The sequence below is a fragment of the Vibrio makurazakiensis genome, assembly GCF_050337375.1.
Lineage (GTDB): Bacteria > Pseudomonadota > Gammaproteobacteria > Enterobacterales > Vibrionaceae > Vibrio > Vibrio makurazakiensis.
On record NZ_JAKJSW010000100.1, the window covers coordinates 1 to 15,537 of the forward strand.

The 15,537-nt window shown below is 42.2% G+C and carries 13 protein-coding genes, 1 tRNA gene and 1 pseudogene; 9 read left to right on the forward strand and 6 right to left on the reverse strand.

Translation table 11 applies throughout. The annotated features are described in order from the left end of the window. Together L4C33_RS12530 and L4C33_RS12535 are read left to right on the forward strand one after the other, a co-directional pair. Nucleotides 1-284, forward strand: a pseudogene (locus tag L4C33_RS12530) (glycerophosphodiester phosphodiesterase family protein); the annotation flags it as partial. A 120-nt stretch (nt 285-404) separates the two neighbouring features. Beyond that, nucleotides 405-495 (forward strand) — tRNA-Ser (locus L4C33_RS12535). Nucleotides 496-618: 123 nt separating this feature from the next. Here the strand turns inward: L4C33_RS12535 and L4C33_RS12540 are convergent. Continuing rightward, complete coding sequence (locus L4C33_RS12540) at nt 619-1,539, reverse strand: histone deacetylase family protein (RefSeq protein WP_428812765.1); 921 nt, start codon at nt 1,537-1,539, stop codon at nt 619-621. Between the two features lie 276 nt (nt 1,540-1,815). On the opposite strand from L4C33_RS12540, the gene L4C33_RS12545 reads away from it, so the two are divergent. Together L4C33_RS12545 and L4C33_RS12550 are read left to right on the forward strand one after the other, a co-directional pair. Further along, the gene (locus L4C33_RS12545; protein ID WP_428812766.1) at nt 1,816-2,502 is read left to right on the forward strand and encodes an SDR family oxidoreductase; all 687 of its coding nucleotides are present in this window, start codon (nt 1,816-1,818) and stop codon (nt 2,500-2,502) included. A gap of 44 nt (nt 2,503-2,546) precedes the next feature. After that, a complete protein-coding gene (locus tag L4C33_RS12550) occupies nt 2,547-3,542 on the forward strand; it encodes a DUF3080 domain-containing protein (protein ID WP_428812767.1) in 996 nt (331 codons plus the stop codon). A gap of 25 nt (nt 3,543-3,567) precedes the next feature. Here L4C33_RS12550 and L4C33_RS12555 read toward each other — a convergent pair whose 3' ends face one another. From L4C33_RS12555 to L4C33_RS12565, 3 genes are all read right to left on the reverse strand, one after another. Beyond that, nucleotides 3,568-5,529 carry a DNA topoisomerase III gene (locus L4C33_RS12555; RefSeq protein ID WP_428812768.1) on the reverse strand — a complete coding sequence of 654 codons (1,962 nt, stop codon included), beginning with the start codon at nt 5,527-5,529 and terminating at the stop codon, nt 3,568-3,570. Nucleotides 5,530-5,629: 100 nt separating this feature from the next. Further along, nucleotides 5,630-6,178: an NAD(P)H nitroreductase gene (locus tag L4C33_RS12560; RefSeq protein WP_428812769.1), complete on the reverse strand. Its 549-nt coding sequence runs from the start codon at nt 6,176-6,178 to the stop codon at nt 5,630-5,632. Between the two features lie 125 nt (nt 6,179-6,303). Beyond that, on the reverse strand, nt 6,304-8,316 hold the full coding sequence (locus L4C33_RS12565; RefSeq protein WP_428812776.1) for a 2,4-dienoyl-CoA reductase FMN-binding domain-containing protein: 2,013 nt from the start codon (nt 8,314-8,316) through the stop codon (nt 6,304-6,306). Between the two features lie 286 nt (nt 8,317-8,602). On the opposite strand from L4C33_RS12565, the gene sppA reads away from it, so the two are divergent. Together sppA and ansA are read left to right on the forward strand one after the other, a co-directional pair. Continuing rightward, nucleotides 8,603-10,453, forward strand: coding sequence for a signal peptide peptidase SppA (gene sppA / locus L4C33_RS12570; protein WP_428812770.1), 1,851 nt, complete (start codon nt 8,603-8,605; stop codon nt 10,451-10,453). Between the two features lie 218 nt (nt 10,454-10,671). Continuing rightward, nucleotides 10,672-11,688, forward strand: coding sequence for an asparaginase (gene ansA / locus L4C33_RS12575; protein WP_428812771.1), 1,017 nt, complete (start codon nt 10,672-10,674; stop codon nt 11,686-11,688). Nucleotides 11,689-11,827: 139 nt separating this feature from the next. Here the strand turns inward: ansA and L4C33_RS12580 are convergent, their stop codons facing one another. Next, on the reverse strand, nt 11,828-12,109 hold the full coding sequence (locus L4C33_RS12580; protein WP_428812772.1) for a YeaC family protein: 282 nt from the start codon (nt 12,107-12,109) through the stop codon (nt 11,828-11,830). A 103-nt stretch (nt 12,110-12,212) separates the two neighbouring features. Between L4C33_RS12580 and L4C33_RS12585 the strand changes: the two genes are divergently transcribed. Next, nucleotides 12,213-13,046 carry a DUF2989 domain-containing protein gene (locus L4C33_RS12585; RefSeq protein ID WP_428812773.1) on the forward strand — a complete coding sequence of 278 codons (834 nt, stop codon included), beginning with the start codon at nt 12,213-12,215 and terminating at the stop codon, nt 13,044-13,046. 34 nt (nt 13,047-13,080) lie between these two features. Here the strand turns inward: L4C33_RS12585 and msrB are convergent, their stop codons facing one another. Further along, complete coding sequence (gene msrB / locus L4C33_RS12590) at nt 13,081-13,518, reverse strand: peptide-methionine (R)-S-oxide reductase MsrB (RefSeq protein WP_428812774.1); 438 nt, start codon at nt 13,516-13,518, stop codon at nt 13,081-13,083. Nucleotides 13,519-13,836: 318 nt separating this feature from the next. Between msrB and gap the strand changes: the two genes are divergently transcribed. Both gap and L4C33_RS12600 read left to right on the forward strand, forming a co-directional pair. Beyond that, nucleotides 13,837-14,832 (forward strand): type I glyceraldehyde-3-phosphate dehydrogenase, encoded by a 996-nt coding sequence (gap, locus tag L4C33_RS12595; RefSeq protein ID WP_428812775.1) that lies wholly within the window; start codon nt 13,837-13,839, stop codon nt 14,830-14,832. A gap of 232 nt (nt 14,833-15,064) precedes the next feature. Continuing rightward, nucleotides 15,065-15,537 (forward strand): aldose epimerase family protein (locus L4C33_RS12600; protein ID WP_489686436.1); only part of this gene is annotated, 473 nt, incomplete at its 3' end.

Here is a 15,537-nt window from a genome sequence, read left to right on the forward strand (position 1 = left end):
AATATAACGAAGCAATATCACTTGGATTTCATAATGTAGCATTAAACATTAAAATTGAAACTTTGTTAATTCCTGATTGGCTTACTTTAAACGGAGTAAAAGCTGTTACCTATAGAGGCGATAACCTTTATAAGAATGGGTTATCACACAATAACGCTCTTAAGATAAGTAAAATGGGAATTTCTTCCTTAATATACTCAAGAGATGATTTAAACCTAAATATTATTCGTAGTTATGGCCTTGAAAACTTCGCTCTATATGTGGATTTTATGAAGCCTCAATAGTTAATGTTAAACTTTAGGTTCAGTCAATAGACATAAGCACAACAGATTGTTTATAAAGAAAGCAAACAGTACCTGTAAGGGTTTACAAGTGAATCCTACCACTATATTATCCTTGCCTATGGAGGGATGGCTGAGTGGTCGAAAGCACCGGTCTTGAAAACCGGCAACCGTTAATAGCGGTTCTAGGGTTCAAATCCCTATCCCTCCACCACATTCGAAAGCCTAGCAGAAATGCTAGGCTTTCTTCGTTTCAGCTATACAAAAGGAAGCCAACGACTTCCCTCTCCGATTATTAAATTAACGTCCAACCCAAACAGCTTGAACTAACCACGGCCTATTTGTAACAAGCTAACGCAGCACGTAATAATTGCATGTGAACTGGCACTAAATCTGAGTGTTCACTTCGATAGCCTCCACCAACTACGCACGCAATAGGTATTTCTGAACTTTTCGCCACTTCAAATATTTTGGTATCTCTTTTGAAGATCCCTTCAGTAGATACATTTAAATAACCCAATTCATCTTCAACATGAATATCAACACCCGCATCATAAATAATTAGATCAGGTTGATGATGAGCAATCGCCATAGACACGACCTGCTCGAAACAAACTAAGAATTCCTCGTCTTCAGTCTCTCTTGCTAGCGGAACGTCATAATCTGAATCAGGCTTTCTTGCAGGGAAGTTCTTATCGCAGTGAAAAGATAAAGTAATAATGTCTGGATTATCACGGCACAACGTTGCGGTACCATCCCCATGGTGAACATCACTATCAATGATCAAAACAGTTTCAACATGCTCAAATTGCAAGGCGTGATGTGCCGCTAAAGCTAAATCATTGAACAGGCAAAAGCCGCTACCAAAATCAAAATGCGCATGATGATACCCGCCACTCAAATGTATCGCGATACCCTGTTCAAGTGCCATTTCAGCGGTTAAACACGTACCTCCGCTCGAATATAGCGTTCGTTCAATAAGTTGCTCACTCCAAGGGAAACCGATGCGACGCATCTTCGCGGCAGCGAGCTCTCCACTTACTAGAGATTCCACATAGTTCAGATCATGTACCGCTTTCACTTTTTCGATCGTCAGTGGCGTTGGTTCAATAAATTCAAAGTTATCATGCCAACAGGTTTCCGTTTTCATCAGCTCAACCACGGAGTCATATAACATCTTGTATTTATTGATAGGGTATCGGTGCCCTTTAGGCAAAGGAAGGTTTGAGTATATAGGGTGGTAGATTAATGGCGTCATAACAGAAACACTAACGAAGTAATCTCAAAATAATAACAGCTCATCTCTTGGCTACAAACTTAATTAATGATAATAGTTATCAATTACATGTTTAATGACTGAGTTCCTATGAAAACAAATTTATACATTTTATTAGGCGTCCTTGTTGGCTCTTGTACAGCCGTGGCACTTTTCACTAGCTTAACTCTTGCAAGCTGGTGGATAATTAATTTTCTAGTATTAGGCAACCAAATTGAATTAGTCTAGTTTACGACTAGGAATATTAAAGGGGCAACAATGAGCGTTATTTTTATCACAGGAGCGAATCGTGGAATAGGTCTAAGCCTTGCTCAACATTACTTGAGCGAAGGACATGAAGTGTATGCGACTTATCGTGACCCAAATTCAGCTAAGGTTCTTCTGACGATCAGCAAAGAAGACCCTCGCCTCCATTGCATCCAAATAGACGTTACTGACTATTCGGTATTCGACCAAATCGCGCTACAACTCCCATCTATCGACATCTTAATTAACAATGCTGGTTATTACGGCCCAAAAGGTAATTCTTTAGGGAATACTGACGTAGAAGAATGGCGTAAAGTTTTTGAAATAAATACCATCGCTCCTCTAAAGTTGGTGGAAGCGTTACTCCCTTTGCTATCTAAAGGTAGAGACAAAAAAGTAATGTGCTTGTCATCAAAGGTGGGCAGCATGACGGAAAATACATCTGGCGGTGGCTATATTTATCGTTCATCTAAGGCCGCATTAAACTCTGTGGTAAAAAGCTTGAGTAACGATCTAACCTCGCAAGGGTTTACTGTCATTGCTTTGCACCCAGGCTGGGTACAAACGACTATGGGCGGACCCAATGCTTTAATTGATACACAAACTTCAGTGAAAGGTTTAAGCGATGTTATTCGCTCTGTAGGAACAAAGGATAGTGGGCGTTTTCTTAACTATGACGGCAACGAAATAAATTGGTAGTCACACATTGTTTGAGTGCAATTCGCTTCAACTATAATGAATAGATGCTGTTCATACACAAAGTAACTCGATTATCACTTCTCACTCTAAGTAGTTTTTCTCTACTAGGGTGTGGGGCTGACACTCCTGCCGACCAACTTATCGAATACCATAAACGTATTTCGCGCGTTCAAGATGCTCCACAGATAGATTATCAATTTCAATCGGCTCCTCTACCACGTAAACGCGAGCTTTATCTAACGATACCAAGTATGTCAATCGGGCTGCTCGATAGCTATCAATTGCGTCAATGTGGTTTATTCAATTTAATCGCCGAGAAAAATTCAGTTCTTGGAAAAGTAGCTGATGAATTTCGTAACTACGACTATCAAGTAGCGCTTCTAGAAGGGCTAGCGAGATGCCTTGCAAGTAATCAACTAGAACCCGAAATCTATCAGCAGCTTTTAGATATTGAATATAACAAAAAGCAGCAACTTTCTCTGCATAAATGGAACCTGATCTACGCTAGTGATGCAATGCAAGCTCAGCTACGTGGGAGTGGTTGGTTACGTGAAGATATAGACCAACAGGTATTAAAGGTTAGCCACGCACTAAATCATATACAACAAACGATTGGCGAACCAAGAAGTGCATTAAAGAGTGTTGACGCTCAAGAGACATTAGAGAAGCAGAGAGTATTGGGAGATTTAAATTATTCTCTGAGTAATTCAGCAGCGTATTTAGATGCGACCACAAAGCAGTTATTAAAATATGATAAAAACATCATTTGCGGGAAGCAAAGAGACACCACTACGTTTCGTCACCTTAACAATGTTTTTGAGCAACAATACATAGGGAAGATTCAACCTTATATGGCGCAACTCGATGGGTATTATCAACAATTAACCCCACAACTTACGATGTTTGACGCGCAACCGGAACTGCACAATTACTACTTTCCTATTGTAGATGCGCACCAAGCTTTCCGATCATCAACTCGCCGCCATGTTGACTACTGGCAGAAGCTGTTTAAACGCTGTGGGCGTAAAGTCGGTCGTTAATCCTAACACCAACAATAGATGCCGATTATCCTTTCGAGCCTTTCTTAGTGTAAGTTTTTTTCTTCGCACCACCGCCTTTTCTGTGCTTAAAGGCAGGCCTTTCTATTTTAGGAAGATGGCGTAATGACTCTGGTACTTCTCCCGTTTTAACCTTACCCATCAAGCCATCAATCTTAGTTTCTAATGCTTGCATGAAGGGTTGATATGCTTGGTTTCTTTCTGCCATGCCCTGCAACTGGTGTTCCCAATGAGCCGTCATGTCTGGAAAAGTAGAGTCTTCGGGCAATGCATGGATCAACCCTCTTCCAGCAGGGCTACTATGAATGCTTTTACCTTGTCGAGTTAATAGTTGCCTCTTGAACAGCGTATCTAAGATACCCGCACGAGTTGCTTCCGTACCCAAGCCGTCAGTCTCTTTTAGTATTGCTTTTAGAGCTTTGTTCGCAACAAAACGAGCAATACCCGTCATAGCTTGAAGCAGTGTCGCTTCAGTAAAATGTTTTGGTGGCTCAGTTTTCTTGTCCCCAATAACACCTTCACGACAGGTTAAAACCGTCCCTTTATCTAATGGAGGCACCGTATCTGTACCATCACCTTTCTCTTCCGTATCCGTTTTGCCCATCAAAACTTTCCAACCTGGGCTAATTAGTTGACGTCCTTTTGCAATGAATACGCCACCAGCAATATCAAATACTAGTTTAGCATCAGCAAAAATTGCAGAAGGGTAAAACTGCATAAGATACTGACGAGCAATTTGCTGATAGATTTTCATCTCATTAGCAGAAAGGCCATTCACCGATGATTTCTTCGGCGTTGGAATTATCGCGTGGTGGGCATCAACCTTACTGTCGTTCCACGCTTTTGACTTAATGGAAAGATCAGCACCCTGTGCACCGCTTTGAAGTTCTTTCGCATTATTGGCGATAGCATCCACTACCGACTCTCTTTGCGAGTAGTGATCTTTCGGCAAGTAGCGGCTATCTGAGCGCGGGTAGGTGATAAGTTTGTGCTTCTCGTACAATGACTGACAAGTATCTAGCACYTGCTGCGCACTCATTCCAAAGCGCTTAGATGCATCAATTTGCAACGCCGATAGTGAATATGGCAGTGGAGCGGATTGCTTACTTTGCTTTTGCTCAGATTCCGTAACGGTTGCAGGCTGATTGGTAATTCGATTAGCAACGTTTTCTACCAACTTTCGATTGAGCACACGGCTTTCTTCATCTTGCCATGGTTTGCATGCTTCACTCGGTTTCCAACGCGCTCGAATATCAAAGCTCTGGCCGTTGTTTTGGTAAGGGATCAACGCATGTAGAGTAAAGTAATCTTTAGGAATGAAGTTCTCGATTTCTTCATCACGTCTCACCACCAAACCAAGTACAGGTGTTTGTACTCGCCCTACCGACAAAACGCCTTGATAACCTGCTTTCTGACCTAGCAAGGTGTACGCGCGAGTCATGTTCATACCATACAGCCAGTCTGCTCTTGAGCGCGCTAACGCCGAAATAGAAAGAGGAATGAAATCACGATTACTGCGCATCTGGGAGAGTGCACGTTTTACGGCTGGTAAATTCAAGTCGCTAATCAATAACCTATCCATCGACTCTTTTTTAGTTTTAGAAACCTTGCAGTAATCAATCACTTCATCAACCAGTAGCTGCCCTTCTCTATCAGGGTCTCCTGCGTGAACGATTTGTGTTGCGTCCTTCAATAGTTTTCGGATCACGGTAAGCTGTTTACTAGAAGTTTTACGAGGTCTGAGTTGCCATTGTTCAGGCACAATCGGAAGGTCTGCTAAGTTCCATTTCTTATAGCGCTCATCGTAAGCGTCTGGCTCAACTTGCTCTAACAAATGTCCAATGCACCAGGTCACTACATCCCCATTTCCGCATTTAATGAACCCTTGGTCTTTCTTTTGCGGATTAGGTAATGCCGCTGCAATCGCGCGACCTAGGCTTGGTTTTTCAGCAATAATAAGGCGAGACATGTTTTTCCAGATGCTACAAACAATTAGAGCCACATTATCTAATGTGGCTCTAATAAATCAAGAAAAACTGGTTATTCGTACAGTTAAATTGCAATAAATACTATAAGAACTCAACGAACTTAGACAGCTCGCGCTCTGGTACTTTCATTGGTGTGCAACCCGGCGTACCTAAGTACAGAAAGCCCACAATTTCATCTTCGCCTTCAAGCCCAAATGCTTGGTGAACTTCTGGATGAAACATCCACTTACCTGAACGCCAAAAACCTTGGAAGCCTTGAGCTACAGCGGCCATTTGCATTGCTTGAACCGCGCAGCCAGCAGATAAGTGCTGCTCTAATGCAGGAACTTTATCGTGCTCAGTGACTTTTGCGATAACAGTGATCACCATAGGTGCACGAAATGGCGCTTTTTTTACCTTTTCGATCACCGCTTCTTCGCTGTCTTCAGCAACTGCAGCTTTAACCAAAATATCCGACAGCTTTTGTAAACCGGTGCCTTGTGCGATCACGAAACGCCATGGGGTAAGCGCTGCGTGGTCTGGAGCTCGTAAGCCGGCTTTAATTATGTTCTCTAGCGCTGTGCCTTCTGGCGCTGGTTCTGACAGTTTTGCGATTGAACGACGGTTGAGCAATAAATCTAACGCATCCATTTTTAAGTCCTTTACATCATTATTTTTATACTTCTATTTCCGAACTTTAGCACAGAAGACAAATGATAATAAGTTTCAGTAAATACCTTTCAGACTCTGCTCAACCTCTCTTTTCATTCTTCCTATTATAGCTTCACAGCAAGTTTAACCCCTTGACGGATCGCTCTGACCGCATCAAGTTCACCAGCGTAGTCTGCCCCACCTATAACATGCAGTTTTCCGCCGAACTCTTGCCACATGTCTTCAAATGGACGAACAGAAACCTGACCAGCACAAATAACGACTTTATCGGCGTCTAGCACTTGCTGTTTATCCCCTACATGAATGTGCAGCCCATCGTCATCGATTTTATCATAGCTGACACCACCCAGTAGGTTTACTCCACGCTTTTCTAGAGTTCGCTTGTGGATCCAACCCGTCGTTTTTCCAGGCCCCTTACCCACACGCCCTTCTTTACGCTGCATTACCCATACGGTTTTATCACTGAGTGAATCAGGGTAAGGGTACAAACCACCAGGGTGCTCTATGTTCTTATCAATGCCCCACTCATGCAGCCAATCATCCAAGTTATGTGACGTCGGCTCTGTCAGCATGGTCGCGACATCAACGCCAATACCACCAGCACCAACAATTGCGATCTTTTCACCAACGGGTGTTTTGTCTCTAATGAGTGTTTGGTAATCCACGACCTTTTCTGGGTTATCAATACCTTCGATATTTAGCTTTCTTGGTTCTACACCTGCAGCCATGACCACTTCGTCGTACTTCAATAGCATTTCAAATGACGCTTCAGTATCGAGCTTAAGGTTTACGCCTGTTTCATCAATTTGATTGGCAAAATATCGAATCGTCTCTCTGAACTCTTCTTTGCCTGGAATTTGCATGGCCAGTCTAAATTGACCACCAATGCGGTCATTTTTCTCTAACAAGTCAACATCATGGCCACGTTGAGCAAGTGTTGTGGCACAAGCCAGCCCTGCGGGACCAGCCCCTACTACCGCTATTTTCTTCTTCTTTGTTGCTGGTTGAATCACGATTTCTGTTTCATGACAGGCTCTTGGGTTTACCAGACAACTCGCGCGTTTGCCTTTGAATACATTATCCAAACAAGCTTGGTTACAACCGATGCAGGTATTAATGTTGTGCGACTGCTCTTTTTCAGCCTTGATTACAAATTCAGGGTCCGCAAGGAAAGGTCTCGCCATTGAAACCATATCAGCTTGTCCTGAACTCAAAATCTTTTCAGCTTCTTCCGGCGTATTGATACGGTTACAAGTGACAACTGGAATGCTTACATAAGGCTTAACTTTTTCTGTTACCCACGTAAATGCACCACGCGGAACTTGAGTCGCTATGGTTGGAATTCTAGCTTCATGCCAACCAATCCCCGTATTGATGATAGTGACTCCTGCCTCTTCCAGCTTTTGAGCCAATAAAACAACATCTTCAAACGTGCTTCCTTGCTCGACTAAGTCCAACATGGATAGACGGAAAATGATGATAAATTCTTTACCTACAGCTTCACGAATGGATTTAACGATCTCTAATGGGAAACGCATACGTTTTTCATACGAACCGCCCCACTCGTCATAACGCATATTGGTACGTTTACAAATGAACTGGTTAATCAAATAACCTTCAGAACCCATAATTTCTACGCCGTCATACCCTGCGAGTTGTGCTAATTCAGCACTATTCGCAAAAGAGTTGATGGTCTTTTTAATTTGGCGAGGGCTCATTTCACTGGGTGCAAATTTAGCTATCGGAGCTTTGATACCTGACGCACTTTGCGCAAATGGATGCATGGCATAACGGCCTGCATGAAGCAGCTGAAGTGCAATTTTACCGCCATGCTTGTGTACGGATTCTGTCACGACTTTGTGCGCTTTCGCATGTTTCACTTTGCTGAACTCAGCACTAAATGGCGTTAAACGACCACGTAAATTAGGTGAAAACCCACCAGTAACAATTAGGCCAACTCCACCTTTTGCTCTTTCCTCATAGAAAGCGGCAAGTTTATGCAAACCTTCTTTTTGTTCTTCTAGGCCGGTATGCATAGAGCCCATTAACACGCGATTACGTAATTGGGTAAATCCAAGATCTAATGGTTTGAGCAAATGTGGGTACATGGCTGACATCACTTATATTGTTTATCCTTGTGGTCTGACCACGATATTACTCCACAATCAAAAAATCAAACAACTGTTTACATTTATGTAACACCGATCACCTGTCAGAAATTTCGACACAGCCCTTTACGTCTGTCTACACTATTATTGGTAAGTAATTGATAATTTATATCAGTTAACAATTGAGACTGTGGTCTGAAACTGGGAATTAACGTAGGATACTAAGCAGTTAATATTATTGAGATTACCTTGGAACAGTGACGCGCTGTGACATGAATTTCGCTGTGGAGACAGAATGAAAAAACTATTCAAATTTATTGGCATGATCTTCAAAGGGATCTGGAAGCTGATCACATTTGTGCGAATGGCACTCGCCAACTTATTATTTTTACTCAGTATTGCGCTCATTTATTTCGTGTATTTCTATTCCACAACGACTCAGCCAACGGTTCCTCAACAATCAGCATTAGTTTTGAACCTTTCAGGGCCTATTGTCGAGCAAAGCCGGTATATCAACCCAATGGACTCGGTTACCGGTTCGCTCTTTGGTAAAGAATTGCCTAAAGAAAACGTTCTGTTCGATATTGTTGAGACAATTCGTTACGCAAAAGACGACGAAAATGTGTCTGGCCTAGTTCTGGCTCTCCGTGATTTACCAGAAACTAACCTCACTAAGCTTCGCTATATTGCTAAAGCCCTCAACGAGTTCAAAGCTACTGGTAAGCCAATTTATGCTATTGGGGATTTCTATAACCAAAGTCAGTACTACTTGGCCAGTTATGCTAACAAGATCTACATGGCACCGGATGGTGGTGTGATGCTTAAAGGCTACAGTGCGTACTCTCTTTACTATAAGTCTCTCTTAGAAAAACTTGACGTAAACACTCATGTATTCCGAGTTGGTACGTACAAGTCAGCGATTGAACCTTTTATACGTGATGATATGTCTGACGAGGCAAAACAATCAGCTTCTCGCTGGTTAGGTCAGCTATGGGGAGCGTATGTTGATGATGTCGCAAACAATCGCCAGATCAAACCTTCCGTTCTAAACCCAAAAATGGAGAGTTTCTTAGAGGATTTAAAATCGGTAGATGGCGATATTGCAAAACTTTCTAAAAAGCTGGGCTTAGTTGATGAACTGGCAACTCGCCAACAGGTACGTATAGATTTAGCTGAAGTTTTTGGTAGTGATGGAGAAGACAGTTATAACGCTGTTGGTTATTACGAATATCGAGCGACTGTCATTCCAGAGCCTCAAATTGCTGAAAGTGACGTTGCCGTTATTGTCGCTAGTGGTGCCATTATGGACGGTCGCCAACCGCGTGGCACAGTCGGTGGAGACTCAACTTCAGCTTTACTGCGTCAAGCTCGTAACGACGACAAAGTAAAAGCAGTAGTTTTGCGTGTTGATAGCCCGGGTGGCAGTGCTTTCGCTTCTGAAGTTATTCGCAACGAAGTCGAAGCATTAAGAGCCGCTGGTAAACCAGTGGTTGTGTCTATGTCGAGTTTAGCTGCATCAGGCGGTTACTGGATTTCAATGGGTGCAAACCAAATCATCGCGCAACCAACAACACTTACAGGTTCTATTGGTATCTTCAGCGTGATTACCACGTTTGAAAAAGGCTTAGACAAGTTTGGTGTTTATACTGATGGCGTGGGCACTTCACCATTCTCTGGTGTTGGAATTACGACCGGTCTTCCGCAAGGCGCTAAAGATGCATTCCAGATGGGCATTGAGCAAGGTTATAAGCGATTCATTGGCTTAGTCAGTGATAACAGAAACATCTCAGTATCCAATGTCGATAAAGTTGCCCAGGGTCGAGTTTGGACTGGTCAAGATGCAATGAAGCATGGTTTGGTCGATAGCATGGGTGATTTCGATGATGCGGTTGCAGCAGCAGCTTCTTTAGCAGAACTCGAAAGCTACAACGTCTATTGGGTAGAAGAGCCACTTTCTGCAACAGAGCAAATCATTCAAGATTTTATGAATCAGGCGCAAGCTTCGTTTGGCTTAAACGTCCAGGCTCTAGTTCCTAAGTCCCTGCAGCCTGTTTCTGCACAACTGACGCAAGATGCAGAGATCCTAACAAGCTTTAATGACCCACAAGGTCGTTATGCTTTCTGTTTAAATTGCCAAGTACAATAGCGACTTAAATCACGAACAGCTATAAGGTTGTATATCCAGTGTTAAGCACTGGATATAAATAGTAGCTGAAAGGCTGGTGAACATTTGTTCATCAGCCTCTTTTTATCCCGTTTGTAATCCCTATTCAGCCTAAAAGAGGTGAGTCATACCTCTTTTTATTGGCTAACAATTCGTTATAATCGCCGCCTGTTCCCTACACCACTAAAGTAATAATTCCTATGCCAAGAAAACATATCTACATCGCCTATACAGGTGGCACGATTGGTATGCAAAAATCTGACGACCATGGTTACGTACCAATCGCAGGTTTTATGGATAAGCAATTGGCAAGCATGCCTGAATTTCATCGCCCAGAAATGCCTGAATACACCATCCATGAATATTCGCCTTTGATGGATTCATCAGATATGACTCCTATGGATTGGCAAATCATTGCTGACGATATTCGCGCTAACTACGATAAGTACGATGGTTTTGTTATCTTGCATGGTACCGACACAATGGCGTACACCGCTTCCGCACTCTCATTTATGCTTGAGAACCTCGGTAAGCCTGTCATCGTCACTGGTTCGCAAATCCCACTGGCTGAGCTTCGTTCAGACGGTCAAGCAAATCTGCTAAATGCTCTACACATTGCAGCGAACTACCCGATCAATGAAGTGACTCTGTTCTTCAATAACAAATTGATGCGTGGTAATCGCAGTACGAAATCTCACGCAGACGGTTTCAACGCATTTACTTCACCGAACCTTCAACCGCTACTAGAAGCTGGTATCAACATTCAAGTTGGTAGCAACATTACCGTGAATGAACAGCCAGAAGGTGCGTTTAAAGTTCACAACATTACACCTCAACCGATCGGTGTGATCACAATGTACCCAGGGATCTCGCACGAAGTTATTCGCAACACGCTATTACAGCCTGTTAATGCCATGATTCTACTGACGTTTGGGGTTGGTAATGCACCACAAAATCCTGAGCTTCTTCAGCATTTGAAGGACGCTTCAGAGCGAGGTGTTATTGTAGTGAACTTAACTCAATGTTTGGCAGGTAAAGTCAACATGGGTGGCTACGCGACGGGCTGTGCCCTAGCTGAGGCGGGCGTGGTAAGTGGCTACGATATGACACCTGAAGCCGCACTTGCTAAATTGCACTATCTATTGAGCCAAAACTTAAACTACAACGAAGTTAAAGAAAAGATGTCTCAAGTTTTACGTGGTGAAATGAGCCTATAGAGCTCTGAATGAAAACCTATAGCCTAACAGGCTAGTTTATTTTCATTCCTTCTTTTCGCAAGATTTCTTCAAATAAAAATGGGTGACCAAGTTGGTCACCCATTTTTGTATAAGCATCTAAAAAAGCGAAAATATAACGCTATTTATTAGGATTAACTCTAACAATATCTGCTTGATTTGGCTGAAATTGCTTTTTTAGTTCAGATTTTGATTTAAAGCTGATTTCTCCACCCGCAGCTACTGTCATATGTTGCGCATCTACATTATGCTTAGATTGATAAAGCATGACAGCTTGCATACATGAATCACGCTGCTCTTTAGACAACTGAGTTCCTTCAGGCCATTTACCTGTTTCAACAGCATAGCTTAATCGCTCGTAAACATCGGGTGTAATCGCATTAAGCAGTTGGTCTGAATTCATGTTGAGCCTTTTTCGTAACAATTTTCACCCGAAAATAACCTGTTGGCATTTTGAGTCAAGGACAGAAAAAGAAATAAGCGTAATTGATCACAAGTGAAGGTATATGAGAATAAATAAATGGCTACTATCAGCCACTTTACCGCTAGTACTTACTGGTTGCTTTGAAGGGAACAAAAATACAGATCAGCTATGCGCAGATAACCCAGGGTTACGCTGTGATCAGCTAAACATGAATGACGGCCAATGCCGCTTACCTCGGACTGATCTTATCTGGCATCGCTTTGAAGTGATAAAGCAGCCAACTAACGTGAATAAAATAGAAGAGTTTAAGCTCGTTGCTGCTTACAAGAAATGTCTTGAATTGGCATCTCAAATCGCCCCTATCGATCAATCTGCATTAAAAGAAAAACGTTTTAGCGCGCTTTTACACAGTATTGACGAAATCGACCGTATCGTTAACGAGCTGTCCAGTGCTACAGATCCACAAACTCTCTACTTTTTATGGTCACAAATTGGCGATATGGAAGCTCGGCGTTCTTTCTTACAGCTAGAAGGAACTAAAGCATTGAATACCGCAGAAATGCAGTATGCCTTAGCAACCTTCTATACCACTCGAGATCAAGAGAAAACCATTGTCTTATTAAACAATGCATTAAAACTCTCTAATAAGTCGAACGTAAACCGAGAAATTTTCAAATCACTAGCAAGTATTCACCACCAGTTAGGCGAGAAAGAAAAAGCTTATATTTGGGCGATGGTTGCAAAGAAGTATGAAGTGTTAGTAGCGTCAGAGGCTGAACTTAATCTGCTCTATGGTTTTACACCTGAAATCTACGAACAATTAGATGAGATAGCTGAAAATATAGAGGATGCGATTGATGATGCACAGTACACGCCAAACCTCATCCCCCAAAAATACGATTTAGCTGCTGAGTAACCTAAATCTGAAAAGTTCTGACATGAGCGGTGATTTAATCACCGCTTTTTTCATTTTTGTTGAAAATTAACGACACTGAATTTACACAGAATCTTTCCCCCGTAGTCTTCGGACCATCAGGAAAAACGTGACCTAGGTGGCTATCACAAGCTGAACAACGTATTTCTACCCGCTTCATTCCGTGACTTAGATCTTCAATATAGCGAATCGCGGTATCTGTTATGGGCTTATCAAAGCTTGGCCAGCCACAACCAGAATCATATTTATTATCCGAAATAAACAGCGGTGAATCGCAACAAGTACAGCTATAAACACCTGTTTCGTGGTTATGTAAAAGCTTCCCTGTAAAGGGTGCTTCAGTACCACGTTCACGGCATACCTGATATTCAGTATCGGTAAGCTTCTCACGCCAGTATTCATCAGGCTTTATCATCATTTCCTCCTCATGTTTCACGTTAATATCTTCCCACATTTTCTTTTATTATATTTACTTTTTTCTATAAAAACTTGCATCGTCGTGCTTTTGTAGCACATACTTTCTCACCGAGATACGTTGTACATATATATTCATAAGTAACTTAGCATTTTGAGTTATTTTACCCAACTGGAAGGGTTCAGAATCGCAATAACGTATAAAATTCGACCATTTACGTACAATTGTTAAGAAAAGCGTCGCTTTTTTTTGACTTTAAACAAGTTAAGTCGGATTATCTATTGCAGAAATTTACTGGATTCTGTAATTTTACTACCAGTTATCTTTAATCAGAAATTAAGTTGTGGAGCAACTACAATGACTATCAAAGTAGGTATTAATGGTTTTGGCCGTATCGGCCGTTTCGTATTCCGTGCAGCGCAAGAGCGCAATGACATCGAAGTTGTTGGTATCAACGACCTTATCGACGTTGAATACATGGCTTACATGCTTAAGTACGACTCAACTCACGGCCGTTTCAACGGTACTGTTGAAGTTGAAGGCGGTAACCTAATCGTTAACGGCAAAACTGTACGTGTTACAGCTGAGCGTAACCCTGAAGAACTTAAGTGGGATGCAATCAACGTTGACGTTGTAGCTGAAGCAACTGGTCTTTTCCTAACTGACGAGACTGCACGTAAGCACATCACTGCTGGTGCTAAGAAAGTTGTTCTTACTGGTCCTTCTAAAGATGCAACTCCAATGTTCGTAATGGGCGTTAACCAAGCATCTTACGCTGGTCAAGACATCGTTTCTAACGCTTCTTGTACTACTAACTGTCTTGCACCTATCGCTAAAGTACTTAACGATAAGTGGGGCATCGAGTCTGGTCTTATGACTACAGTTCACGCTACTACAGCAACTCAAAAAACTGTAGATGGCCCTTCTGCTAAAGACTGGCGCGGTGGCCGTGGTGCTTCTCAAAACATCATCCCATCTYCAACTGGTGCTGCTAAAGCTGTAGGCGTTGTTCTTCCAGAACTAAACGGCCTTCTAACTGGTATGGCTTTCCGTGTACCAACTGCTAACGTATCTGTAGTTGACCTAACAGTTAACCTAAAAGAAGCTGCATCTTACGAAGAAATTTGTGCTGCAATGAAAGAAGCTTCTCAAGGTGAAATGGCTGGCGTTCTAGGCTACACAGAAGACCAAGTTGTTTCTCAAGACTTCATCGGCGAAACTCAAACTTCAGTATTCGATGCTAAAGCTGGTGTTGCTCTAACTGACAAATTCGTTAAAGTTGTATCTTGGTACGACAACGAAATCGGTTACTCAAACAAAGTTCTAGACCTAATCGCTCACATCTCTAAGTAATTTCTTTTTAGAAATAGCTTTAGATAAGCATTAGCGAAGACTGTTTTGAGCAGACTTTGAAAAAGGCGACCTTAGTGTCGCCTTTTTAATACCTGCTATCTTTTAGACAAAACCTACTTCTTAAAGCAAACCAAAGAAATTTAATTCAAATACTGCCTCCACGTGCCTGCCCTCAATTTAAAGCATCACTCTAGTCAGCATTTGAATTCAATTTCCTTAAAAGGATCATGTAATGGACTTATCTACTCTACCTGCACTGACTGTACTTTCTGACAACGTCACTATCGTTGAACATAAAGGCGTCAAACTAGTTCGTGTTATTCACGATAAAGCAAGCGCGGCAATTTCTCTGTTTGGCGGTCACGTTGTATCATTTCAACCTCAAGGTCAAGAAGACATAATTTGGATGAGCCAGCAAGCTAAGTTTGATGGTAAAACAGCTCTGCGTGGTGGTATTCCAGTATGTTGGCCTTGGTTTGGTCGCATTGCGGCTCCAGCTCATGGGTTTGCTCGCTCAAGTGAATGGCAGCTAGTTGAACACCGTGAAAGTGAAGTTGGCGTGATTGTTAGCTTAGGTCTGAAACCAAGTGAAGAGACTCTAGCAGTATGGCCTCATCAGTTCGATGCACGTTTGAATGTTGAGATCGGCGATGAGCTGAAAGTAACATTAGATGTGAAGAACACAGATTCGCAACCATGGACTTT

Coding starts and splice junctions, on each gene's coding strand:
- L4C33_RS12540 (WP_428812765.1), bottom strand. CDS start 1,539: ATGACGCCATTAATCTACCACCCTATATACTCAAACCTTCCTTTGCCT.
- L4C33_RS12545 (WP_428812766.1), top strand. CDS start 1,816: ATGAGCGTTATTTTTATCACAGGAGCGAATCGTGGAATAGGTCTAAGC.
- L4C33_RS12550 (WP_428812767.1), top strand. CDS start 2,547: ATGCTGTTCATACACAAAGTAACTCGATTATCACTTCTCACTCTAAGT.
- L4C33_RS12560 (WP_428812769.1), bottom strand. CDS start 6,178: ATGGATGCGTTAGATTTATTGCTCAACCGTCGTTCAATCGCAAAACTG.
- L4C33_RS12565 (WP_428812776.1), bottom strand. CDS start 8,316: ATGTCAGCCATGTACCCACATTTGCTCAAACCATTAGATCTTGGATTT.
- sppA (WP_428812770.1), top strand. CDS start 8,603: ATGAAAAAACTATTCAAATTTATTGGCATGATCTTCAAAGGGATCTGG.
- ansA (WP_428812771.1), top strand. CDS start 10,672: ATGCCAAGAAAACATATCTACATCGCCTATACAGGTGGCACGATTGGT.
- L4C33_RS12580 (WP_428812772.1), bottom strand. CDS start 12,109: ATGAATTCAGACCAACTGCTTAATGCGATTACACCCGATGTTTACGAG.
- L4C33_RS12585 (WP_428812773.1), top strand. CDS start 12,213: ATGAGAATAAATAAATGGCTACTATCAGCCACTTTACCGCTAGTACTT.
- msrB (WP_428812774.1), bottom strand. CDS start 13,518: ATGTGGGAAGATATTAACGTGAAACATGAGGAGGAAATGATGATAAAG.